The organism is Streptomyces colonosanans (assembly GCF_001866645.1).
GTDB classification, from domain to species: Bacteria; Actinomycetota; Actinomycetes; order Streptomycetales; family Streptomycetaceae; genus Streptomyces; species Streptomyces colonosanans.
Genome location: NZ_MLYP01000124.1, coordinates 1 through 20,363 on the forward strand (window position 1 = coordinate 1; position 20,363 = coordinate 20,363).

Consider the following 20,363-nt stretch of genomic DNA (forward strand, 5'->3'; position numbering starts at 1 on the left):
CGGTTCTTCGCCGACCGGCGACCGTACAGGCGAGCACAGAACGAGGTCAGCACCTCCACCATGTCGCGCACACGGTCGTCTTCGACCTCGCCGTCATCAAGGACCACGAGGCGGCACCCATGTGCGGACAGGGCGGCTTCGACAAGTTCGGTGTTCATCCGGCCCAGCCGGTCCTTATGCTCGACCACCACCGTGGTCACATCCGGATCGGCCAGCAGCCGCTTGGCTTTGGGGCGGGCACCGTTCATACCGGATGCGATCTCCGCCTCCACGCGCACCACCCGGTGGCCGGCCTGCGCCGCCCACCGGGACAACCGGGCGACCTGCCGCTCCAGATCGGCCTTCTGGTCATGGCAGGAGACCCGGGCATACAGGCCCAGCCCGCCGATCGCCCCGGGCACGGCGTTGACCCCAACGTTCACGAGGATCGTGCGCGGGCCGACCCGCTGCGCCGGTACCGGCAGCGTCCCCTCACGGAACCAGCGATACGCGGTCTGCGGATGCACACCCTGTGTCTTCGCCCATTCCGTGAGATTCATACTCCGACAACGACACTCACTCACACATAGTTACCCTCACTCACTCGACTTTGAAGAGCAACAGTTAAAGACCCCCGTGGACGCGGCCTCGCAGGGCGGCAGTTCACCGGCCTTGGGACCGGTGACCTTCTGCACGCCTTACAGCACCTCCAAGGCGGCGTCGCCCCTGGGCGCCACCTCACCGGGCGCCCTCCCCTCCGCGCACGGCCAGCGGCTCCGCCGCGTGCACACGCAGCGCCAGGCCCTCGTCCAGCGTCAGCACCACGGCGGGGCCCGCGGATGCGTACTGCTCGTTCCGCACGCCGAGAACGGTCCGCCACTCGCCCCACACCCGCACCTGCTGCCCGGTACGGACCAGCACCGCCGCCACCTCGCGCGCGACGGGCACGGCGAGGAGGCAGGGAGCTTTGAGTTCGGCGAACACCGTCTTCCCGATCCCACCCGCGCGCTCTTCGTAGCCCCAGCGATCAGCGAGCGCCTCCACGAGCAGCAGCCCCCGCCCGCACGTCTCGTCCTCGCCGGGTTCCCGGACCTCGGGCCTACCCCCGCCCGCGTCGCTCACCTCCAGCCGCAACAACCCGTTCTCCAGCGAGCGCGCAATCCACACGCCCACTTGCCGGCCGCCCGGCACCGGGACGCGGAGCGCGTTGGTGACAAGTTCAGAGAGCACCAACTCCGCGTTGTCCACGACCTCTTGACCGACACCCCAGTCACCGAGCACGGCGTGCAGCAACGCTCTCGCTCGGGGGACGCTGCGGCGGCTTCGTGGGAGTCGGAAGGCGACGTCGTTCGGTGTCGTCATAGGGCAACCTCCAGGATTCGGCGTCAGTGACGAAATCCCTGCCGTACGGCTCCGGTTGGGGCCGCCAACACGGAACGATGTATGCGCACCATCCGCGTCTGCAACGTTTCCAGATAATTTGGTGCCGTTGTTCCCCCTTTCGGGTTAAGTCGCGTCCATCCCGCTCACCCCACTGCTAAACGTGGTGCCATGCCTGGGAACAGCACCGCTTCAAGTCCATCGACCGTCCTCGGCCGCCAACTGGGCGACGAATTGCGCCGACTGCGAGAGTCCGCGCGGCTCACCACCTCGGAGGCGGCCGAGGCGCTCGACTGCACCAAGGGGAAGATCAGCCGCATCGAGAACGGCCGTGTGACGGTCCGGCTCCCTGACCTGACCGCGATGCTTCAGACGTACGGGGCCACGGACACCGAACTCCGCGACCGGCTCGCCGGGCTCGCCCGGAAGGCCAACCGCCGTCGAAGGCAGGGCTGGTGGAATCAGTACGGATCAATGCTGGCCGACACGTATCGCGACTACATCGCGCTTGAGGCGATGGCGGGCACTATCCGCACATTCCAGGCTCAGTTGGTGCCTGGGCTGCTGCAGACCCCGGAGTACATCCGGGCGGTGACGGTCGCCTCCCGCCAGTGGCAGACGGCGGACGAGATCGAGCACTTCGTGCAGGTGCGTCTCACCCGCCAGGAACGTCTCGTCAGCGATTCGCCGCTCCGCCTCTGGGCAGTCCTCTCGGAGGCGGTACTCCTCCAACAGGTCGGTGGCCCCGAGGTGATGAAGGCGCAGCTCGAACATCTTCTGGCCGCTTCTGAACGCCCCAACGTGACCATCCAAGTCCTACCGTTCTCGCGTGGAGCACATGCGAGTATGTTCGGACCTTATGTAGTACTCGGTTTTCCCGAGGAGGCGGCACTCGACGTTGTACTGGCGGACAACCCGACCGGCTCGGTGTGGCTGGAACGGGAAGTCGAGGTAACCCGCTACCGGGAATTGTTCGACGCCGCCCGTACGACAGCGCTCTCCCCCGTGGAATCCCTCACCGTCATCCGACGCCGGTCCAAGGAGCACAGGTCATGAACACCGCAGGCCACGAAATACCGGACCTGTCGAAGGCGGAGTGGCATAGCAGCACCTCCAGCGGTGGCAACAACGAGTGCCTCGAACTCGCCCACGGCGTCCCCACCCTCGCCCCCGTCCGCGACAGCAAGAACCCCACCGGCCCGGTGATCCCCTTCGGCCGCAACGCCTGGCGCGCCTTCGTCGCACACCTGGGCTGAGGCCCCGGACCGCAGGTCTCAGCGCTCCAGGAACACCCGGCCTCCGACCTCCGCCCACCCGTCCGGCTGCGGTGCCGTCAGGAGCTGTGAGCCCGCGCCTTGGCGGATGTTGAGCGCGCGGCCGAGCTGCGCCGTGAGGAGCAGGGCCGCCGCACCCGTCGCCTCGTCCTCGTCGATGCCCCCGGTGCAAGCACCGGCTCCACCGGAGCGGCTGTCGCCGCGCTCATCGATACGGCCGGGGAAAGCGCGGGCGCGTACCCGCCCCGCAGCCTCGTCCTCCCAGGCCCAGGCGTAGATCCACTCCCCGGGTGGAGGGACGGCCAGGCCGTCCACCTCGGCGGGCGTCGCGTACCGGCGCAGCGTGCGCGGCGGCGCCCACTCCGGGCGGGCCTCGACCCAGGTGAACTCTCCGTCCTGGCGGGCGCCCACCACCCCCGCCTGCGTGACCAGTTCGGGCACGTCGAGCAGCCAGGCCGTGCCCACGCAGGGGTTCCCGGCGAACGGGAGTCGCAGGGTGGGGGTGTAGATGTCGATGACACCGCGCTCGGGGTCGTCGACGAACACGGTCTCGCTGAAGCCGAGCTTCGCGGCCAACGCCTGGCGGTCGCCAGGCTCGGGCATCGTCGAACCGTCGCGGACGACGCCGAGTTCGTTGCCGTATCCGCCACCCGGCCCGCAGAAGACGCGCAGCACGTCGTAGTCAGTCACGCGGGCATTCAAACATCACACGCGGCACCTGCGAGCAGACGTTTCCTGCGCATCGGTGAGATGTGGATCACGGACCCCCTGGGTGCTAGTTAGGTGAGGCTAAGTTAAATTAGGCATGCCTAACCGAACCTTCTCCGTGGAGCACGCATGCGAACCGTCCGCTTCTCCGCCGTCGCCGCCGTCACCGCGGCCGCCCTGACCGCCGTCACGGCATGCACCGCGAAGAGCGACGCCGAGGACGGTACGGCGATCCAGGTGACGGCCGCCGACTCGACCTGCGAGACCTCGACGACGACCGTGCCGGCCGGCCATGTCACGCTGAAGATCGAGAACAAGGGATCGAAGGCCACGGAGGTCGAGATCGTCTTCCCGGACGACCGGATCGTCGCCGAGAAGGAGAACATCGGCCCGGGCACCAAGTACAGGCTGACCGCCGAGGTCAAGGCGGGTGAGTACGAGATCGCCTGCCGCCCCGGCATGAAGGGCCACGGAGTACGGCAGAAGCTCACGGTCACCGGCGGTACGACCGTCAAGCGGGACCCCAAGCTGGACAAGGCCGTGGCGGACTACCGCGCCTACGTGCAGGAGCAGGCCGACGAGACGCTGCCCCGCGTCGAGACCTTCGCGAAGGCGATCAAGGACGGCGACCTGGAGGCCGCGAAGAAGGCGTACGCGATCTCCCGTCTCGGCTGGGAGCGCACCGAGCCCGTCGCCGAGTCCTTCGGTGACATCGACCCGAAGGTCGACGTCCGCGCCGACGGCCTGGAACCGGGCCAGAAGTGGACCGGCTGGCACCGCCTGGAGAAGGCGCTCTGGGCGGACAAGAAGATCGGTGCCGAGGAGAAGACCCTCGCCGACCGGCTCGTGACCGACCTGAAGGACTGGCAGAAGCGGGTCGGCACCGCCGAGATCACCCCGACCTCCATGGCCAACGGCGCCAAGGAACTGCTCGACGAGGTCGCCACCGGCAAGGTCACCGGCGAGGAGGACCGCTACGCGCACACCGACCTGGTCGACTTCAAGGGCAACGTCGAGGGCGCGCAGAAGGCGTACGAGCTGCTCAAGCCGGTCGCCGCGAAGAACGACCCGGCGCTGGCCCAGGAACTCGACCGGCAGTTCGCCGCGCTGGACAAGCTGCTGGACACGTACCGGTCCGACAAGACGTCGTACGACTTCGTCTCCTACGACAAGGTCGGCAAGGACGACCGCAAGGAGCTCTCGGACGCGGTGAACGCGCTCGCCGAGCCGCTGTCGAAGCTCGCCGCCGCGGTCGTGAAGTAGGAGGCCCGGAGCATGACGGACACCACCACCACGGACAGCGCCTCCCCGGCGCCCTCCCGGCGTGCACTGATCGGCTGGGGCGGAGCGGGGCTCGCGCTCGGCGCCGCCGCGGCCGGCGGAGCGGTCGCGATAGCCCGTCCGCACGACGACACGGAGTCGGCCCAGGCCGCGACAGGCGGCGCGGTCGCTTTCCACGGCGCGCACCAGGCGGGCATCGCGACCGCGGTGCAGGACCGGCTGCACTTCGCCGCGTTCGATGTGAAGACCACCGAGCGCGCCGCGCTCGTACAGATGCTGAAGGACTGGACCGAGGCCGCGCGGCGCATGACCGCCGGCCGGGCGGTCGGCGAGGGCGCGTTCGGCGGGCTCGCCGAGGCCCCGCCGGACGACACCGGTGAGGCGCTCGGTCTCAAGCCGTCGCGGCTGACGCTGACGATCGGCTTCGGACCGTCGTTCTTCGAGAAGTTCGGGCTCGCGGACAAGCGGCCGGACGCGCTGGTGGACCTGCCCCACTTCCCGGGCGACAACCTCGAGAAGTCCCGCAGCGGCGGCGACCTGTGCGTCCAGGCCTGTGCGGACGACCCGCAGGTCGCCGTGCACGCGATCCGCAACCTGGCCCGCATCGGCTTCGGCAAGGTCGCCGTCCGCTGGTCCCAACTCGGCTTCGGCAAGACGTCGTCGACGACCCCGGACGCCCAGACGCCGCGCAATCTCTTCGGGTTCAAGGACGGCACCAGCAACATCGCGGGTACAGAGACGGACCGGCTGAAGAAGTTCGTGTGGGCCGACGACGGTGACGGATCGGACTGGATGGCGGGCGGCTCGTATCTCGTCGCGCGGCGCATCCGTATGAACATCGAGACCTGGGACCGGACTTCGCTGCAGGAGCAGGAGGACGTCTTCGGCCGCGACAAGGGCGAGGGCGCCCCGGCCGGCAAGGCGAAGGAACACGACAAGCCGTTCCTGAAGGCGATGAAGCCCACCGCGCACGTCCGGCTCGCGCACCCCGAAGCCAACGACGGGATCACCATCCTGCGCCGCGGCTACTCCTTCACCGACGGCACGGACGGCCTCGGCCGCCTGGACGCGGGCCTGTTCTTCCTGGCCTACCAGCGCGACCCCCGCAAGGGATTCATCCCGCTGCAGCGCAGGCTCGCGGCATCCGACGCGCTCAACGAGTACATCCAGCACGTCGGTTCCGCCGTCTTCGCGATCCCACCCGGGGTCCGCGACCAGAACGACTGGTGGGGCCGGACCCTGCTCACCGAGGAGGCGTAGCCCGTGTTCTCCAACTATCTGATCGGCCTGCGGGAGGGACTGGAGGCCAGTCTCGTCGTCTGCATCCTGATCGCCTATCTGGTCAGGACCGGCCGCCGGGACGCGCTGAAGCCGATCTGGGCCGGCATCGGCATCGCGGTCGTCATCGCGCTGGGCTTCGGCTGCGTCCTCGAATTCGGCTCCCAGGAGCTGACGTTCCAGGCGCAGGAGGCACTCGGCGGGGCCCTGTCGATCCTCTCGGTGGGCCTCGTGACCTGGATGGTCTTCTGGATGCGGCGCACGGCCCGCAACCTCAAGTCCGAGTTGCACGGCAAGCTGGACATGGCCCTGAAGACGGGTACGGCCGCCCTGGTCGCCACCGCGTTCCTGGCCGTCGGCCGCGAGGGCCTGGAGACCGCGCTGTTCGTGTGGGCGTCGGTGCACGCGGCGAGCGACGGCACGCCCCGCCCGCTGATCGGCGTCGCCCTTGGCCTGGCCACCGCGGTCCTGCTGGGCTGGCTGTTCTACCGCGGCGCTCTGAAGATCAACCTCGCCAAGTTCTTCACCTGGACCGGCGGCATGCTGGTCGTCGTCGCGGCGGGCGTGCTCGCCTACGGCGTCCACGACCTGCAGGAGGCCGATCTGATCCCCGGCCTGACCCGCCTCGCCTTCGACATCAGCGGCGCGATCCCGCCGGACAGCTGGTACGGCACCCTGCTGAAGGGCATCTTCAACTTCCAGCCCGACCCGACGGTCTTTCAGGTCACGGTGTGGGCTCTGTACCTGGTCCCGACACTCGCGCTGTTCCTCTCCCCGGTAGGGTTCGCCTCCGGAAAGGGGAAGGTGAAGATCACTGATGAGCAGGGATCGCGGGGATCGCAGCCCTCGAACGCTTCGTAGCAGCAGCCGGCTCGTCATGGCGACGGCGACGGTGGCCACCGTCGCCATGACGGCGAGCGGCTGCGTGGTGGTGCACGGCGAACGGGAGGTCGTACCGACGGCGACCCGGGCCGAGGCCGCCCGCGCGCTCAAGGACTTCACCACCGCCTACAACAAGGCGGACAAGGCGTACGACCGGTCCCTGGACGCGAACCGGGTCACCGGCGCGCTCGCCGACATCGACGGGGGCAAGCTGGAGGCGGGGCACAGGAACCATCCGGGCGGCAACCCGGCCCACGTCCCGCTGCAGCTCACCGACGCCAAGTTCACCATCCCCGAGAAGGCGGGCTGGCCACGCTGGTTCGTCGCCGACGCGCGCGCCAACAAGGGCGGTGCGAACTCCCGTTGGCTGTTCGTCTTCACCCGCTCCGACGCGAGCGAGGTGTGGGCGGTGTCGTATCTGACCATCCTCGCGGCCGACGACGTACCGACGTTCGCGAAGGACAAGGACGGCTGGGCCGAGCCCGTCACCGCGGACGACGCGGCGCTCGCCGTGCAGCCGCAAAAGCTCGCCACGGCGTACGCGACCTATCTGCAAGGCGGCGGGGACACGTTCGCGCCCGGCACGCACACCTCGCAGTGGCGGGCCACCCGGCTGAAGAACGCCAGCAAGCCGGGTCTTGCCCGGCAGTACATCGACGAGCCGCTGACGAACGGCGACTACGCCCCGGTGGGGCTGCGGACCACGGACGGCGGCGCGCTGGTCTTCTTCGCCACGCGCCACTACGAGAAGCAGACGGCCGCGCAGGGCGTGAACATCCCCGTCGATCCGAACACCAAGGCGCTGTTGAAGGGCGAGGTCAGGCAGTCCCTGACCCGGGAGTTCGTCTCCAACCAGGCGGTACTGGATCCGGCGAAGGGCGCGGTGAAGTTCCTCAGCCGGATCGAGGGACTGAAGGGCGCCACGGGAGAATAGGCCCCGGTGCCGGTGTGGGCGCGCCGCCCGGGAGGACTCAGCCCCGGTGCGGCCAGGCCGCGAGTTCCGTCTCGCCGCCGGCGTGGCGCCCGCACGCGTCCGTCAGCGCCTCCAGCAGGCTCAGCGGATCCGGCAGCGCGTGCTCCGGCCCCCGTACCCACTCGACCGTCAGGTCACCCGGCAGCCGCGAGGGCGGCAGCAGCACATACGAACCCCGGCAGTGCCAGCGCAGCCCCGGGTGCTCGTCCATCGTCTCCGGGTGGCAGTCCAGCTCGCACGGCCACCACTCGTCCTCGTCCTCGGGTGTGCCGCGGGTCAGCGTGAAGAACAGCATGCGCCCGTCGCCGGTCGTGACGACCGGCCCCACCTCGACACCGTCGGCGAGCAGCCGCTCCAGGGCCTCCTGACCGGCCTCGCGGGGGACGTCGAGGACGTCGTGCGTCATCCCGGTCGCGGTGATGAAGTTCGCCTCCGGCTGATGCCTGGCCCAGCGCTCGATCTGCGCCCTGTCCGTGGTGGACTGCGTCTGCCAGGCGAAGGAGACCGGATGCCGGGCGGGCGTGGGACAGCCGACACGGTCGCAGGAACACCGGTAGCCGACGGGGTGCGCGGCGGGCGCGATCGGCAGCCCCGCGGCGGCGGCAGCCAGCAGCATCGCCTCACGGCCGCCGTCGCCGGCGTCCTCCTCGAGACGGGCGGGACGACGTCCGCGCAGCCACTGGGAGATCCTGCCCTGCCCGCCCGTTCGGCGGCCGAACCGTGCGCTCATCTATCCCCTCGCCTCACTGCTGTGGTGCGGACAGCACGCCTTATGGTCCCACCATCCTGCGCCTCCCGTGACCGGAGCCCGCACCCGGGGTGGAGAGGGCGATGCCAACCGCGACCCCGATCGGGACGTATAGCAGGATTTCACACGATTTGCGCTGCTGACAGAGGGGTTCAGCGGGGTGCCAGACCGTGGAGGGCGTAGTCGACGAGGGTGTCCGTGTACGCGTAGGTGATGGGCCCGGTGCGCTGGAGCCAGCGCTGGGCGAGCGGGGAGACGAAGAGCTCGAGGGCGATGCGCGGGTCGATGTCGGGCCGTACGGCTCCCGCCTGCTGTGCGGAGCGCAGCCGCCGGACGTAGAGCTGGAGCTGGGGTTCGAGCAGCTTGGCGACGAATTCGGCACCGAGCTGCGGGTTGACCAGGCCTTCGGCGGCGAGCGCGCGGGCCGGGGTCTCGAAGCGGGGGTCGCACAGTTCGTCGACGGTGGCGCGCAGGACGAACTTGAGGTCGGCGGCGAGATCGCCGGTGTCGGGGATGGCGTCCGACTGCTGCCCGGCGGCCTGTGCGGCCCGTTCGCCGAGGTCGAGGAAGGCCTCCAGGAGGACGTCGGCCTTGGAGGACCACCATCGGTAGATGGTCTGCTTGCCCACGCCGGCCCGGGCGGCGATGCCCTCGACGGTGGTCTTGGGGAAGCCGACCTCCCCGACCAGCGCGAGCGCGGCGTCGTAGATGGCGCGGCGGGACCTCTCGCTGCGGCGGCTGGCGTCGGGGGCGGGCTTCTTGACCATGGGGCCGAACCTATCAAGGCGGCAAGACGCGGCGTCTCGCACGGAAGTCGCGCACCCGGCCCGCGCGGGGCCTCAGTCCGCGTGGAGCGGTGGCCAGGCGTCGCCCCAGTCGGCGTCCCGGGCCGCCTTGTACAGCGGGCCGTGCCGCTTCGTCACCGTGTCGCGGTGCAGCAGCTCGTTTGGACCGCACAGGTCGAGGAGCACCTGGCCCTTGCGGATCTGGGGTCGGCGGACGACCCGGGAGGCGGCCGGGGTCACCGGGAGGCGGGTCGCGGCGACATAGCTGAACTTCTCGTCCTCGTATGCCAGTGATCCGCCCTTGACCTGCCGGTGCAGTGAGGAGCGGCTGACCCGGGCCGAGAAGTGGCACCAGTCCTGGCCGGGGACGATGGGGCAGGCCGCGCTGTGCGGGCAGGGGGCGGCGATACGGAAGCCGGCGCCGATGAGCCGGTCGCGGGCCTCGATGACGCGGGCGTAGCCGTCCGGGGTGCCGGGCTCGACGATCACGACGGCCTGGGCTGCGGCGGCAGCGGCGTCGACGACGGACGCGCGGTCGGCCTCCGTGAGCTCGCCGAGCACGTACGAGACCGTGACGAGATCAGCGCTCTCGATGGCGAGCGCCGCTCCGATACGAGAGCGGTGCCACGCGGCGGATCGCAGCGCCGGGTTCGCGGCGGCTATCTCCCGGCCCAGCGCGAGCGCGGGCTCGGCCCAGTCGAGCACGGTGACCGGCCGTTCCCCTTCCCAGGTCGCGCTCACGGCCCAGGTCGCCGCGCCGGTGCCGCCGCCGACGTCCACATGGCTCGCCGGCACCCAGCCGGGCACGGCGTCCGCGAACGCGCCCAGCGCCGCGCACACCGCCTCGAACGTCGCGGGCATCCGGTAGGCGGCGTACGCGGCCACGTCCGAACGGTCCCGCAGCACGGGCGCATCGGTCGGGGTCCGCCCCCGGTAGTTCGCGATCAGCCGGTCCACGGCCTGGGCGGCCTGCCTGGGCGGAAGCCCGTCGAGCAGCCCGGCGAGGGCGGCACGAAGCGTATCGGCTGGGGAGACAGGGGCGTTCACCGGGCAATTCTCTCAGGTTCCCCGGACCGCCCGCGCCAGCCGGTCACCGGCCGCCGCCCTCGGCCGGTTGTCCGGGTCCCGGCGGCGTGGATGGACCGTGTTCGCCAGGACGACGAGGAACGTGTCCGTCGCCGGGTCCAGGACCAGGGACGTGCCCGTGAACCCCGTGTGGCCCGCCGCGCCACGGCCCGCCAGCCCGCCCATGAACCACGGCTGGTCGAGGGCGAAGCCGAGCCCGGGCGGGGTGAGCATCAGCTCGACGACGTCGGGGCCGAGGATGCGCGCGGGGCCGTACGAGCCGCCGGCCAGCAGGGTGCGGCAGAAGACGGCCAGGTCGCGGGCCGTGGAGAAGAGACCCGCGTGTCCGGCCACTCCGCCGAGCGCCCACGCGTTCTCGTCGTGGACCACCCCTCGCAGCATGCCCCGGTCCGCCTTGGCCCACGGCCGCCGCTGGTCCTCCGTCGCCGCCGCGCCCGGGCTCGGCCCGAAGCCCGTCGCCGTCATGTCGAGCGGCCGGGTGATCCCGTCGCGGACGATCGCGTCGAGCGTGCGGCCGGTGATGCGTTCCAGGACGTACTGCAGGAGCAGCGGGTTCAGGTCCGAGTAGCGGTACGTCCCGGGCTCCGACACCGGCACCTCCGCTCGCAGCAGCGCGAGCCGTGCCGCCTGCGACGGGCAGTCGTACAGCGGGAGTTCGGGCCGCAGCCCAGAGGTGTGGGTCAGGAGTTGGCGCACGGTGATGCCGTGTTCCGCGGCCGCCCGGAACTCCGGCAGATACGCCGCCACACGGGCGTCGATGCCGAGAGTGCCGCGCTCCAGCTGCTGCATGGCGGCGACCGAGGTGAACAGCTTGGTGAGCGAGGCCAGGTCGAAGGGGGTGTCCACGGTCATCGGAACCCGCGCCGCAGGCGGCAGTTCGACACCCCGGTCCGTCTCCGCGTCGTACGCGGCGTAGCGGACCGCCCAGCCCACCGCCTCCTCCACGGCGATCACCGGACCGCGTCCGGCGACCACCACCGCGCCCGCCGCCCACGGCCGCTCCGCGCGCACGGCGTCACGCACCCCGTGCACGAGGAGTCGCAGTTCCTCCGGATCGAGCCCGGCATTCTCCGGGGTGCCGATGCGTAGTCTCGGTGCGCTCAGCTCTGCTCCCTCACGTCGTCGGCTGCTCCTTCATTGTCGACTGCTCCCGCGCTCTGGACCGCCCCCGTGTCAGCGCCGGTGGCGGTTCCCCTCCTCGGCTGTCGCCCTGCGCAGGCGCCCGCGCAGCACGTACACCCCGCCGGCCAGCAGTCCCACCGCTCCCCCGATCCCGCCGGCCAGCCCCCAGGACGAGCCGCTCTCCGCGGCGGCGGCCTCTGGACCCGACGCTCCCTCCGGCTCCTTGGCCGGCGCGGGCGTCGCCCTCGTCCCGCCCTCGCTGAGCGGAGCGACCAGGCTGCCCACCGCCCGGGTGGTTGCTCCGCTCCCGAAGCCCCAGTCGAGCAGGGCGGCGGTCTCCTCGTAGACGCTGTTGCCGCCGGGCCGCGGGTGCATGACGGTCACGACGAGCGTGCGGCCGCCGCGGGTGGCGGCGCCGGTGAAGGTGTTGCCCGCGTTGCTGGTGTAGCCGTTCTTGACGCCGATGAGCCCCTTGTAGGTGCCGAGGCCCCAGGCGCCGGTCAGCAGGCGGTCGGTGTTCTGGATCTGGAAGGTCTCACCGCCGCCGGCCGGGAAGTCGGCGGTCCGCGTCGCGCAGTAGTCGCGGAAGTCGGCGTTCTTCAGGCCGTGGCGGGCGAACAGCGTGAGGTCGTACGCGGAGGAGAGCTGCCCCTCGTGGTCGAAGCCGTCGGGGCTGACCACATGCGTGTCGAGGGCCTGCAGGTCCTGTGCCGCGGCCTGCATCTCGGCGACGGTCTTCGCGATGCCGCCGTTCATATGGCTGAGGACGTGCACCGCGTCGTTGCCGGAGCGCAGGAAGACACCGAGCCACAACTGCTCGACGGTGTACGTGATCCCGGGCTTGACGCCGACCAGGCTGGAGCCCTCCGGGACGTCCGCGAGGTCCGCGTCGGTCACCCGGTACCTCCGGGCCCGCTCGAACTTCTTCAGCACGGTGTCCGCGAACAGCATCTTCAGCGTGGAGGCGGGTGCGAGCCGGTGGTGTGCGTTGTAGGCGGCGAGCACCTCGCCGCTGTCGTGGTCGGCCACGAGCCAGGAGCGGGCGGTGAGCTTCGCCGGCAGGCCGACGGCCCTCTGCACCTGGACGCCCGAAAGGCCCAGCCGCTCGCCGCCGACGGCCATGGGGGCACCTTCCCGCCCGAGCGAAGTCGAGAGTGGGGCGGCGGCCGAGAGCTCGGGGGAGGCGGACGCGGGCGCGGCGAGAGTCAGCGGCGCGGCGGCGGCCAGCCCGAGGACGGCACGGCGGGACATCTGCACGGCACATGGGGAGGGCAGAAAGGAATCACGCATCCCGGGACCGTACAAAGGGAGCCTGTGGCGACACGCAAGGACGGCATAAAGGCGCGGCAAAGGCCGGGTCATGGTGTCCGCTTCCCCCCAGGGCACGGGCGTCGCCTGGTCTTCAGGACCGTATGTCGTCCCGGTTCCCGCCACCCGAACGGCGTCGCGAACAGGCCGGGCGGGTCGGGGCGGTGGGACGGTGGGAAGGCGGAGGGAAACATCCTGCAGCCTGCCCCGGGAGCGATTCGTGACCTGTATCGACCGACGTGATGTGGGATTGCTGCTGCTGAGGCTGGGCGCCGGAGGGGTGCTGGCCGTGCATGGCGCGCAGAAGCTGTTCGGCTGGTTCGGCGGGGGCGGGATCGAGGGGACCGGGCAGTTCATGGAGTCGGTGGGTTACCGGCCCGGGAAGGCGAGCGCGACCGCGGCCGGGCTCGCGGAGGCAGGCGGCGGCACACTGCTGGCGCTGGGCCTTGCGACGCCGGCGGCGGGCGCAGCGGCGGCCGGTGCGATGGTGGGGGCGGCGGCGGTCCATGCGCCGAACGGCTTCTTCGCCCAGGAGGGCGGCTACGAGTACGCGGCCTCCCTCGGCCTCACGGCGGCGGGCCTGGCGGTCACGGGCCCCGGCCGGCTCTCTTTTGACGCCGCGTTCGGCCACGCCGTGAACCGGAGCTGGATGATCCCGGCGGCGTTCGCGGCGACGGCGGCGGTCACTGCGGTGGTGGTGGGGGCCCGGAACAAGCGGATGCGGACGAGGGTGGAGGGGGAGCAGGAGGCACTGTTCGAGGAGGAGATCTGGTTCGAGGAGTAGGCCTCTGCGGCGAGGAGTAGGCCTGCGGCCGGGAGTGGGCCTGCGGCCGGCGGCGGTCAGGTGGCCGCGTCGGTCTGCTCGGGTTCGGCCTCGGGTTCGGCGGCCTGCGGGACGGCGGTTCGGGGCAGTCGGGGCCGGGAACGGGACACAGCCACACCCGCCAGGCAGAGAATGCCGCCGAGCAGGGTCAGCCAGGCGGGCACCTCGTCCAGGAACGCCCAGCTCAGCAGCACCACGATGGCCGGGACCGCGTACGTCGTCGCGCCCATCTTGCCTGCGGGCGTGCGGGCCAGCGCATAAGTCCAGGTGGTGAAGGCGAGGGCGGTCGGCACCACGCCGAGGTAGATCATGTTGAGCGTCGCGGACGGCGGGGCCTTCGGCAGTTCGGTGGCCAGCTGCCCGGCGAACGGAAGACACGCCACCGTGCCGGTCAGGCAGCTGTACGCGGTGATCTGCAGCGGAGTCCCGTACGAGAGCGCCGGCTTCTGGGCGACCACACCGGTCGCGTACGCCACCGCCGCGAGAAGGCACAGCAGTACGCCGAGCACCGAGGTGCTGCCGTCGTGCCCGGACGAGGTCGACAGGCCGACCACCACCGCCCCGCTGAAGGACACCGCCATCCCGGCGAGCAGCCGCGGCGGCAGCGCCTCCCCGAGCAGCCGCGCCGCGAGCAGCGCCATCAGGATCGGCCCGACGTTCACCAGCAGGGCCGCCGTCCCGGCGTCGACGAGGCGTTCGCCCCAGTTGAGCGCGACCATGTAGCCGCAGAACCAGACCACTCCGGACACGAGGATGCCGCGCCAGGCGCCGCGGGGTGGCAGCCCCGCGCGCCGTATCGCCACCAGGGCGACCAGCACCAGCGAGGCGGCCAGCAGCCGGCCGAGCGCCAGTGCGCCCGGGGAGTAGGCGCTTCCCGCGCTGCGGATGGAGACGAAGGCGGACGCCCAGGCGACCACGGAGAAGGCGGCGGCGCCGGCCGTGAGGGCGCCAGGAGAGCTGAGACGGGAACGCATGCGGACAGCCTAAAGACCGAACATTTCGGCGTCTACCGAAGATTGAAGTCAAGAGTCGACGTCAGTGCCAGAGGTCGGGCGTGAGCCCCAGAAGCTCGCCGAAGGCGCGCTCCCCGGCAGCGGTCACCCGCAGCGCCCGTCCGCCGCCCTCTTCCCGCGCCACCCACCCCAGACGCAGCGCCAGGGCGCACAGTCGCGCACCGGCCACCCCGCCGAGATGGCGACGGCGCTCGGTCCAGTCCAGGCAGGAACTCGCGATCGGCCGACGGCCCCGGTAGGCCAGATCGACGCCCGCCCGAGCACACCACTCCCGACCCGCGTCGGTCAGCTCGAACATCCCCTCCGTGCGCAGCAGCCCGCGTTCCGCCATGGCGTCGGTGACCGCCATGCCGAACCGGCCCGCGAAGTGGTCGTAGCAGGTCCGGGCACCGGCCAGCGGGTCGGGCGGGTCGACGACCGGCACCGCGTGTGCCGCGTCCCGGTCGGGGATCGCGTGCGAGGCGAGCAAGTCGACGAGGCGTGCCGTCCCGGTGTCGGCGATCCGTACGAAACTGTGGCGGCCCTGCCGCTCGGTCACGCAGATCCCGGCTTCCAGAAGTCGGGCCAGATGCCCGCTCGCGGTGGACGGCGCCACCCCGGTGATCCGGGCCAGTTCACCCGCACTCCACGCGCGGCCCTCAAGCAGTGCCAGGCAGATGGCGGCCCGGGTCTCGTCGGCCATGGCGCCGGCGAGGGCGGCGAGGCGTGCGGCGGGCGCGGAAGAGTCGGTCACATCACCATGATGCCTCAACGCTTCGGCACACACCGAAGTATCAGGGAAGAGTTCCGTCACGGTGCAAGCCTCGCCAGAGACGGAGGTCAGCACTCCGGAAGGACGTGCGGTTCAGCAGGCACCGCACCGGTACAGCTGCGTCGCACTTGCTCACGCACTGGACATGGCGGGTAACACCCCGTAAGCGCGGGCGGGTTGAGCGCGCCTGGTGGTACGGGACGTCCACCCGATGGCCTGTCAGCGGTGACCACTAGTGGTGTGTCGCTGCTTAGTTGTGGTGTGTCTGGTTGGGAGGTTGGTGTCTGGCAGATTCCTTCCCCTTTGCCAGATAGGACTGTTGTCGTGGGTTCGCAGAAGAAGTGGCCGGTCAGGTTGACTGTGCGGGATCGCGAGGAGTTGGTCCGGGTGACCACGACAGGTGTTCGCGGAGCCTCGATGATCATGCGTGCACGGGTGCTGCTTGCGTTGGATACCTCGGTGGGTGAGGTGGAAGCCAAGGAGGTGATCGCGACCCGGCTCGGTGTCTCTGGTGAGACGCTGCGGCTGGTCGCCAAGCGTTTCACCGAGACCGGCGGCGATGTTCACGCCACGATCGCGCGGAAGAAGCGCGACCTGCCGCCGGTGCCCTCGCCGGTGACCGGTGAGGTCGAAGCCCGGCTGATCGCGATGGCCTGCTCCCAGCCACCCCAGGGCTATGCACGGTGGTCGCTGCGGCTGCTGGAGAAGCACGTTGCGCTGGTCGAGGACATCCCTGATCTGGACCACTCCACCATCGGGCGGGTCTTAAAAAAACGGAACTGCGCCCTCACCTGAAGAAGTGCTGGACCATCCCGCCACGAGCGAACGCGCAGTTCGCAGCCCGGATGGAAGATGTGCTGGCCGTCTACGCCCGGCCCTATGACCCGGCACGTCCGGTGGTGTGCATGGACGAGAAGCCCCACCAGCTCCTCGATCATGCCCGCGGCCCGCTCCCGGCCCGGCCTGGTCACGACGCCTGCCAGGACAGCGAGTACATCCGCTGCGGCACGTGCTCCATCTTCGTGTGGGTCGAGCCCTTACGCGGATGGCGTCGAGTTCAGGCACTGTCCCAGCGGACCCGGATCGACTGGGCCGGCCAGGTCAAGCAACTGCTGAGCGTGGACTACCCCGACGCCGAGACCGTGGTGCTGGTGATGGACAACCTCAACACCCACGGCGTCGCCTCACTGTACGAGGCGTTCGAACCAGAAGAGGCCTTCGCCCTGGCTCAACGCCTCGAGATCCACCACACGCCCAAACACGGGTCATGGCTCAACATCGCCGAGACCGAACTCTCCGCGCTGACCAGGCAATGTCTCGACCGCCGGATTGGCGACCTCGACACACTCAACACCGAACTCTCAGCCTGGCAGAACGCCACCAACACTGACCAACGTCAGGTGGACTGGCAGTTCACCACCCACGATGCACGCATCAAACTGCGCCACCTCTACCCCAAACGTTAGCCGCGACAGTCTACTAGTGCCGCGGCAGGCAACGTTTGCCCGTTAAGGAGCGGCGTTCGGTGCGTTCCCCCACGCTCGGCTTCGCTCGCGCGGGCGGTGCCCCCACCGGCGTGCCGGCCGGAAGCCCTCGTACTGGACGTACTTGGGCTTTCGGTCGGTGCGGCGAGTGGGGGTACCCCCTGCTCGAAGAGCTTGGGGGAGGCGTGCCGGGCGTCGCGACGGGGCAGACGTTGCCTGTTGCGGCACTAGCGTTCTTGTGACGCGGTATCGCGTTGGCGGCCGACTCGGAGGGGACAAGGTGGGTGCTTCGTACTGGGACTACTACGTGCCGTACCAGGAGGATCTCGGCGCTGCGCTGGAGGAGTTGCGACACCGCGAGTTCCGCGCCGGTGACTACTTCTGGGTGCGCGGCGACGACCGGCTTCCCGAGGAGGAGCGCCGCCCGCGGCCTTCGACCCTGGACGAACTGTGGGCCGACGAGTGGACGCAGCACTCCGGCACCCACTCGATTCTCGATGTCTTCCACGTTCAACGCGAAGATGAGGAGCCCGAGGCCTGCGCGGTACAGCAGGTGACCGCCGAGGAGGCCCGGAGGGCCACCGGCAGTGAACGGCTGACCCGCGAACACGTTCCGGCCGTCCAAGACCTCGCTCGCGAGCGCTGGTACGGCCGTTGCGCAGTACTGCACGACAACCACGGGACGCCACAGGAGATCTACTTCTGGGGTTGGTCCGGAGACTGAGCCGTCTACCTGATCTCGGGCGAGAGCGAGGTGGAGGGTGAGCACGGCCTTGATCAGGTCCGTGATGCCGCTCGTGCTGCACCGCAGTTTGCGCGGGAGCCGCCAGGTCTCGCGCGTGGCTGCGGTCTGTTCGCCCAAGGGGCACCGGCACGACGCCTCGCAACCGGGTGTCGAAGTCTCCGGCGACAACGACAGCCGCGACCAAAAACGATATCGAATGCCATCGACAAATGCTATCGTTTTCGTGGCAGGAGCACTCGCGAAGGGACCGTCCGTATGGCCAGAACCGTCATCGACCTCGACGAAGACATGGTCACCGAGGCCATGCGCATCTTCGGCACCAAGACCAAGGCCAAAGCTGTCCGCCTCGCCATGGAGGATGCCGTCAAGAGGCACCTTCGACAAGAAGGCTTCGACGCCATCGAGGCCGGCGAGCTCGACTTCAGCGAGATCGTGGAGACCACCGGCCCCCGTAACGCCGACGGCTCCCTCAAGCACACCGGCGACTGCGGCGGAGGCCGGGCCGCCTGATGCAGGACCGCTACCTGATCGACAAGTCCGCCCTGGCCCGCTGGGCGAAGCCGAACGTCAAGGAGGCACTCAAACCCCTGCACGAGCGCTACCTCCTCGCCGTGTGCCAGCCCACCGAGTACGAGATGATCCACTCCGCACGGGACAGCTCGGAGGCGACCCGGATCAGCACCTGGCTCCACGCCTTCGACTACCTCCACGCCGACGACCATGCCTTCGCCCGCGCCCTGGAAGTCCAGCGCCATGCTCTCAACGCAGGCTTCCACCGCGCCCTGTCCCTTCCCGACCTGCTGATCGCCGCCACGGCAGAACTGCACCAGCGGACGGTCCTCCACTACGACGGCGACTTCGACATGATCGCCTCCCTCACCGGCCAACCCACCGAATGGGTCGTCCCGCCCGGCAGCGCCGACCGCTGAGCAGGTCGAGCCTCCCAGCCGCTCTCGCGGGGCGGGTACGTCCGTTGCGGCAGCGCGGTGCCCAGACGGGTCAGGCCTCGCCGGTGACGACCGTCTGGATGGCAGCCACGGGTTCCCGGGGCGTGCGTCCTTGAGCAGGAAGCCTGCACCGGGAGCGCATCACACATTCCGGAGGACTTCTTCGCCGTACTGTCTGACGCACTCTCGAACCAGATCGGGGAAGGCTGGGCCGATGGACACGCCTACATCCAGTCCAACCTCATGCCTCCAGCCGTAGCGACAGCGGCCATAGTCACGGCGGCACTTGCGGACAATAACGCGTCCCTGGAATGACGGCCCTATCTCCTGGGTGTCTTGTCCAGCTGCTGACGTTCACCCGAAACCGGCACCCTGCCACCGCCACCTTCGGGCCCACGCTGCAACAGACACCGCTTCCCGCCTCAAGGGACGATCGCCGAGCCCCGCACCAAGACCAGCGAAACTATGATCTGCCCAGGTCAGAGGTGCCCCTCGCTTCTCTACGCCAGGGACTTTTCAGGGACTCTCAGCGCTGTCCGAGGGACTTCCAAGGGACTTTTCGCGGCCTGACGCGGCAAGCCCCCGAAAGACCGGAAAGGGCCTCCGAAGCAGGTCAGAGGCCCTCTCCCAGGCAAAGCCGCAGGCAGCGGCAGACGAGTCGGGCTGTACGCCGGGTTCTGTTCCGAAGGGTCCTCGCGGGCCCTCCGGCGACGGCCATCCATCTAGGACCGGCGTTGCCGCCGGCCTCGTGCGGTCTACCCGCGGACTCGGGCGGGCAGCCCTCGATCGTCCGCGCAGAAACACCGGGGTGTTTCCTTTTGACCTTGCTCCGGGTGGGGTTTACCGAGCTGCCCAGGTCACCCTGGGCACTGGTGGTCTCTTACACCACCGTTTCACCCTTACCAGGGGCCGAAGCCCCGGGCGGTTTGCTTTCTGTGGCACTGTCCCGCGGGTCACCCCGGGTGGCCGTTAGCCACCACCCTGCCCTGTGGAGCCCGGACGTTCCTCGGGGAGGTCCATCAGGACCCCCACGCGGCCGCCCGCCCGGCTCGTCTGCCGTGTCGACCATGCTACCGGGCGCGCGCGGCGGATTCGTCCGGTGTCCGGGCCCGCCGTCGCGAGCACCGAGCCCGCGACGATCAGGGCGTACGCGGCGAGGCCCTGCGCCCACCGCCGCGCCGGAAGCCCGGCTCAACGGGACGGGTGTTGTGCGCGCAAGGAGTTCAGGAGCGCGGCACCTCGTGCGGCGTCGTCCACGCTCACGGCGAAGTCCCTGCCCCGGGCGCGGATGACGAGGCACTCCCCACCGCGCAGCATCACCGTGGTGCCCAGCCTGTTCAGCCGATAGCCCAGGCCACCGACCTGCGCCGCCGTGCGGGCTTCTGAGCGGGCCGACTCGATGTCCCCCACGGACCAGCGCCGAGCCGGCCAGCCGAACGGCCCGAAGGCGACCCTCAGCCCCGTCTCGCTGACCCGTGCCTCCACGGAGGCGAGGCCGAGGAGCAGGATCGAAGCAAGGGCGAGGGGCACGATCAGCGACCAGTCCAGGCTCGTCAGCCCGACCACGCCGACAAGGAGCGCGGCCATCGCCACGAGCCCGGTCACGGCGAAAGCCCCATACATCCACGGGCTGGAAGCACGGGAGAACCACACCAGCCGCTGGCCTTCGGGAAGGTCCATGACCGGGCTGTCCGCCGTCTCCCGCCAAGGGGCAGGAACACGACGGCCGGCGAGCCAGACGATCAATCCCGCCGCGCCCGCCACCGCAAGGGCCGCCACGACCCAGACCGTCACCG

The 20,363-nt window shown here is 70.1% G+C and carries 23 protein-coding genes, 1 other RNA gene and 1 pseudogene; 12 read left to right on the plus strand and 13 right to left on the minus strand.

The window, feature by feature from the left end; genetic code table 11:
• Positions 1-539 (minus strand): IS607 family transposase (locus BIV24_RS30335; RefSeq protein ID WP_071369678.1); only part of this gene is annotated, 539 nt, incomplete at its 3' end.
• Positions 540-717: 178 nt separating this feature from the next.
• Positions 718-1,341, minus strand: coding sequence for an ATP-binding protein (locus BIV24_RS30340; protein WP_071369679.1), 624 nt, complete (start codon positions 1,339-1,341; stop codon positions 718-720).
• 189 nt (positions 1,342-1,530) lie between these two features.
• Here BIV24_RS30340 and BIV24_RS30345 point away from each other — a divergent pair, with 189 nt between their 5' ends.
• Both BIV24_RS30345 and BIV24_RS30350 read left to right on the plus strand, forming a co-directional pair.
• Positions 1,531-2,415, plus strand: coding sequence for a helix-turn-helix domain-containing protein (locus BIV24_RS30345; RefSeq protein ID WP_071369680.1), 885 nt, complete (start codon positions 1,531-1,533; stop codon positions 2,413-2,415).
• Positions 2,412-2,615, plus strand: coding sequence for a DUF397 domain-containing protein (locus BIV24_RS30350; protein WP_071369681.1), 204 nt, complete (start codon positions 2,412-2,414; stop codon positions 2,613-2,615). The genes BIV24_RS30345 and BIV24_RS30350 overlap by 4 nt, the downstream gene beginning before the upstream one ends.
• An 18-nt stretch (positions 2,616-2,633) precedes the next feature.
• Here BIV24_RS30350 and BIV24_RS30355 read toward each other — a convergent pair whose 3' ends face one another.
• Positions 2,634-3,323, minus strand: a complete 690-nt coding sequence (locus tag BIV24_RS30355) for a PhzF family phenazine biosynthesis protein (RefSeq protein WP_071369693.1) — start codon at positions 3,321-3,323, stop codon at positions 2,634-2,636.
• A gap of 147 nt (positions 3,324-3,470) precedes the next feature.
• Here BIV24_RS30355 and efeO point away from each other — a divergent pair, with 147 nt between their 5' ends.
• Genes efeO through BIV24_RS30375 form a run of 4 tightly spaced genes read left to right on the plus strand, consistent with a single transcriptional unit; the run spans position 3,471 to position 7,716 of the window.
• Positions 3,471-4,604, plus strand: a complete 1,134-nt coding sequence (efeO, locus tag BIV24_RS30360; RefSeq protein ID WP_071369682.1) for an iron uptake system protein EfeO — start codon at positions 3,471-3,473, stop codon at positions 4,602-4,604.
• 12 nt (positions 4,605-4,616) lie between these two features.
• Positions 4,617-5,882, plus strand: coding sequence for an iron uptake transporter deferrochelatase/peroxidase subunit (gene efeB, locus BIV24_RS30365; RefSeq protein WP_071369683.1), 1,266 nt, complete (start codon positions 4,617-4,619; stop codon positions 5,880-5,882).
• A gap of 3 nt (positions 5,883-5,885) precedes the next feature.
• Positions 5,886-6,761, plus strand: coding sequence for an iron uptake transporter permease EfeU (efeU, locus tag BIV24_RS30370; RefSeq protein ID WP_071369684.1), 876 nt, complete (start codon positions 5,886-5,888; stop codon positions 6,759-6,761).
• Complete coding sequence (locus tag BIV24_RS30375; protein ID WP_071369685.1) at positions 6,718-7,716, plus strand: SCO2278 family lipoprotein; 999 nt, start codon at positions 6,718-6,720, stop codon at positions 7,714-7,716. The genes efeU and BIV24_RS30375 overlap by 44 nt, the downstream gene beginning before the upstream one ends.
• 37 nt (positions 7,717-7,753) lie before the next feature.
• On the opposite strand, the gene BIV24_RS30380 is transcribed toward BIV24_RS30375, so the two are convergent.
• The 5 genes from BIV24_RS30380 to BIV24_RS30400 form a co-directional block, all read right to left on the minus strand.
• A complete protein-coding gene (locus tag BIV24_RS30380) occupies positions 7,754-8,485 on the minus strand; it encodes a bifunctional DNA primase/polymerase (protein ID WP_071369686.1) in 732 nt (243 codons plus the stop codon).
• A 170-nt stretch (positions 8,486-8,655) separates the two neighbouring features.
• A complete protein-coding gene (locus tag BIV24_RS30385; RefSeq protein WP_071369687.1) occupies positions 8,656-9,270 on the minus strand; it encodes a TetR/AcrR family transcriptional regulator in 615 nt (204 codons plus the stop codon).
• A gap of 72 nt (positions 9,271-9,342) precedes the next feature.
• A complete protein-coding gene (locus BIV24_RS30390) occupies positions 9,343-10,335 on the minus strand; it encodes a small ribosomal subunit Rsm22 family protein (protein WP_071369688.1) in 993 nt (330 codons plus the stop codon).
• A 12-nt stretch (positions 10,336-10,347) separates the two neighbouring features.
• On the minus strand, positions 10,348-11,478 hold the full coding sequence (locus BIV24_RS30395) for a serine hydrolase domain-containing protein (RefSeq protein ID WP_079168660.1): 1,131 nt from the start codon (positions 11,476-11,478) through the stop codon (positions 10,348-10,350).
• 69 nt (positions 11,479-11,547) lie between these two features.
• Positions 11,548-12,786, minus strand: coding sequence for a D-alanyl-D-alanine carboxypeptidase family protein (locus tag BIV24_RS30400; RefSeq protein WP_079168661.1), 1,239 nt, complete (start codon positions 12,784-12,786; stop codon positions 11,548-11,550).
• A 238-nt stretch (positions 12,787-13,024) separates the two neighbouring features.
• Here BIV24_RS30400 and BIV24_RS30405 point away from each other — a divergent pair, with 238 nt between their 5' ends.
• Complete coding sequence (locus BIV24_RS30405) at positions 13,025-13,588, plus strand: DoxX family protein (RefSeq protein ID WP_071369690.1); 564 nt, start codon at positions 13,025-13,027, stop codon at positions 13,586-13,588.
• A gap of 56 nt (positions 13,589-13,644) precedes the next feature.
• Here the strand turns inward: BIV24_RS30405 and BIV24_RS30410 are convergent, their stop codons facing one another.
• On the minus strand, positions 13,645-14,601 hold the full coding sequence (locus BIV24_RS30410; RefSeq protein ID WP_071369691.1) for a DMT family transporter: 957 nt from the start codon (positions 14,599-14,601) through the stop codon (positions 13,645-13,647).
• Between the two features lie 61 nt (positions 14,602-14,662).
• Positions 14,663-15,322 carry an ArsR/SmtB family transcription factor gene (locus BIV24_RS30415; protein WP_071369695.1) on the minus strand — a complete coding sequence of 220 codons (660 nt, stop codon included), beginning with the start codon at positions 15,320-15,322 and terminating at the stop codon, positions 14,663-14,665.
• 486 nt (positions 15,323-15,808) lie between these two features.
• Between BIV24_RS30415 and BIV24_RS34890 the strand changes: the two genes are divergently transcribed.
• From BIV24_RS34890 to BIV24_RS30430, 3 genes are all read left to right on the plus strand, one after another.
• Positions 15,809-16,186 carry a helix-turn-helix domain-containing protein gene (locus BIV24_RS34890; RefSeq protein WP_245767013.1) on the plus strand — a complete coding sequence of 126 codons (378 nt, stop codon included), beginning with the start codon at positions 15,809-15,811 and terminating at the stop codon, positions 16,184-16,186.
• Positions 16,187-16,200: 14 nt separating this feature from the next.
• Positions 16,201-16,857, plus strand: coding sequence for an IS630 family transposase (locus tag BIV24_RS34895; RefSeq protein ID WP_245767015.1), 657 nt, complete (start codon positions 16,201-16,203; stop codon positions 16,855-16,857).
• Positions 16,858-17,155: 298 nt separating this feature from the next.
• The gene (locus BIV24_RS30430; protein ID WP_071369038.1) at positions 17,156-17,599 is read left to right on the plus strand and encodes a hypothetical protein; all 444 of its coding nucleotides are present in this window, start codon (positions 17,156-17,158) and stop codon (positions 17,597-17,599) included.
• Between the two features lie 24 nt (positions 17,600-17,623).
• Here BIV24_RS30430 and BIV24_RS35870 read toward each other — a convergent pair.
• A pseudogene (locus tag BIV24_RS35870) lies at positions 17,624-17,737 on the minus strand (IS5/IS1182 family transposase); the annotation flags it as partial.
• 138 nt (positions 17,738-17,875) lie between these two features.
• Between BIV24_RS35870 and BIV24_RS30435 the strand changes: the two are divergent.
• Positions 17,876-18,130: a type II toxin-antitoxin system VapB family antitoxin gene (locus tag BIV24_RS30435; protein WP_071369039.1), complete on the plus strand. Its 255-nt coding sequence runs from the start codon at positions 17,876-17,878 to the stop codon at positions 18,128-18,130.
• Positions 18,130-18,549 (plus strand): PIN domain nuclease, encoded by a 420-nt coding sequence (locus BIV24_RS30440; protein WP_071369040.1) that lies wholly within the window; start codon positions 18,130-18,132, stop codon positions 18,547-18,549. Before BIV24_RS30435 ends, BIV24_RS30440 begins: the two co-directional genes overlap by 1 nt.
• A gap of 668 nt (positions 18,550-19,217) precedes the next feature.
• Here the strand turns inward: BIV24_RS30440 and rnpB are convergent.
• Together rnpB and BIV24_RS30450 are read right to left on the minus strand one after the other, a co-directional pair.
• Positions 19,218-19,619, minus strand: an RNA gene (rnpB, locus tag BIV24_RS30445) — RNase P RNA component class A.
• A 139-nt stretch (positions 19,620-19,758) separates the two neighbouring features.
• Positions 19,759-20,363, minus strand: a 605-nt coding sequence (locus tag BIV24_RS30450; RefSeq protein WP_245767014.1) for a hypothetical protein, incomplete at its 5' end; no start/stop codon positions are given.

Bases quoted from the DNA above. Each gene is read 5' to 3' on its own strand.
- BIV24_RS30340 (WP_071369679.1), bottom strand. From the start codon at position 1,341: ATGACGACACCGAACGACGTCGCCTTCCGACTCCCACGAAGCCGCCGC.
- BIV24_RS30345 (WP_071369680.1), top strand. From the start codon at position 1,531: ATGCCTGGGAACAGCACCGCTTCAAGTCCATCGACCGTCCTCGGCCGC.
- BIV24_RS30350 (WP_071369681.1), top strand. From the start codon at position 2,412: ATGAACACCGCAGGCCACGAAATACCGGACCTGTCGAAGGCGGAGTGG.
- efeO (WP_071369682.1), top strand. From the start codon at position 3,471: ATGCGAACCGTCCGCTTCTCCGCCGTCGCCGCCGTCACCGCGGCCGCC.
- efeB (WP_071369683.1), top strand. From the start codon at position 4,617: ATGACGGACACCACCACCACGGACAGCGCCTCCCCGGCGCCCTCCCGG.
- BIV24_RS30375 (WP_071369685.1), top strand. From the start codon at position 6,718: ATGAGCAGGGATCGCGGGGATCGCAGCCCTCGAACGCTTCGTAGCAGC.
- BIV24_RS30380 (WP_071369686.1), bottom strand. From the start codon at position 8,485: ATGAGCGCACGGTTCGGCCGCCGAACGGGCGGGCAGGGCAGGATCTCC.
- BIV24_RS30385 (WP_071369687.1), bottom strand. From the start codon at position 9,270: ATGGTCAAGAAGCCCGCCCCCGACGCCAGCCGCCGCAGCGAGAGGTCC.
- BIV24_RS30400 (WP_079168661.1), bottom strand. From the start codon at position 12,786: ATGCGTGATTCCTTTCTGCCCTCCCCATGTGCCGTGCAGATGTCCCGC.
- BIV24_RS30410 (WP_071369691.1), bottom strand. From the start codon at position 14,601: ATGCGTTCCCGTCTCAGCTCTCCTGGCGCCCTCACGGCCGGCGCCGCC.
- BIV24_RS30415 (WP_071369695.1), bottom strand. From the start codon at position 15,322: ATGGCCGACGAGACCCGGGCCGCCATCTGCCTGGCACTGCTTGAGGGC.
- BIV24_RS34890 (WP_245767013.1), top strand. From the start codon at position 15,809: ATGATCATGCGTGCACGGGTGCTGCTTGCGTTGGATACCTCGGTGGGT.
- BIV24_RS30435 (WP_071369039.1), top strand. From the start codon at position 17,876: ATGGCCAGAACCGTCATCGACCTCGACGAAGACATGGTCACCGAGGCC.
- BIV24_RS30440 (WP_071369040.1), top strand. From the start codon at position 18,130: ATGCAGGACCGCTACCTGATCGACAAGTCCGCCCTGGCCCGCTGGGCG.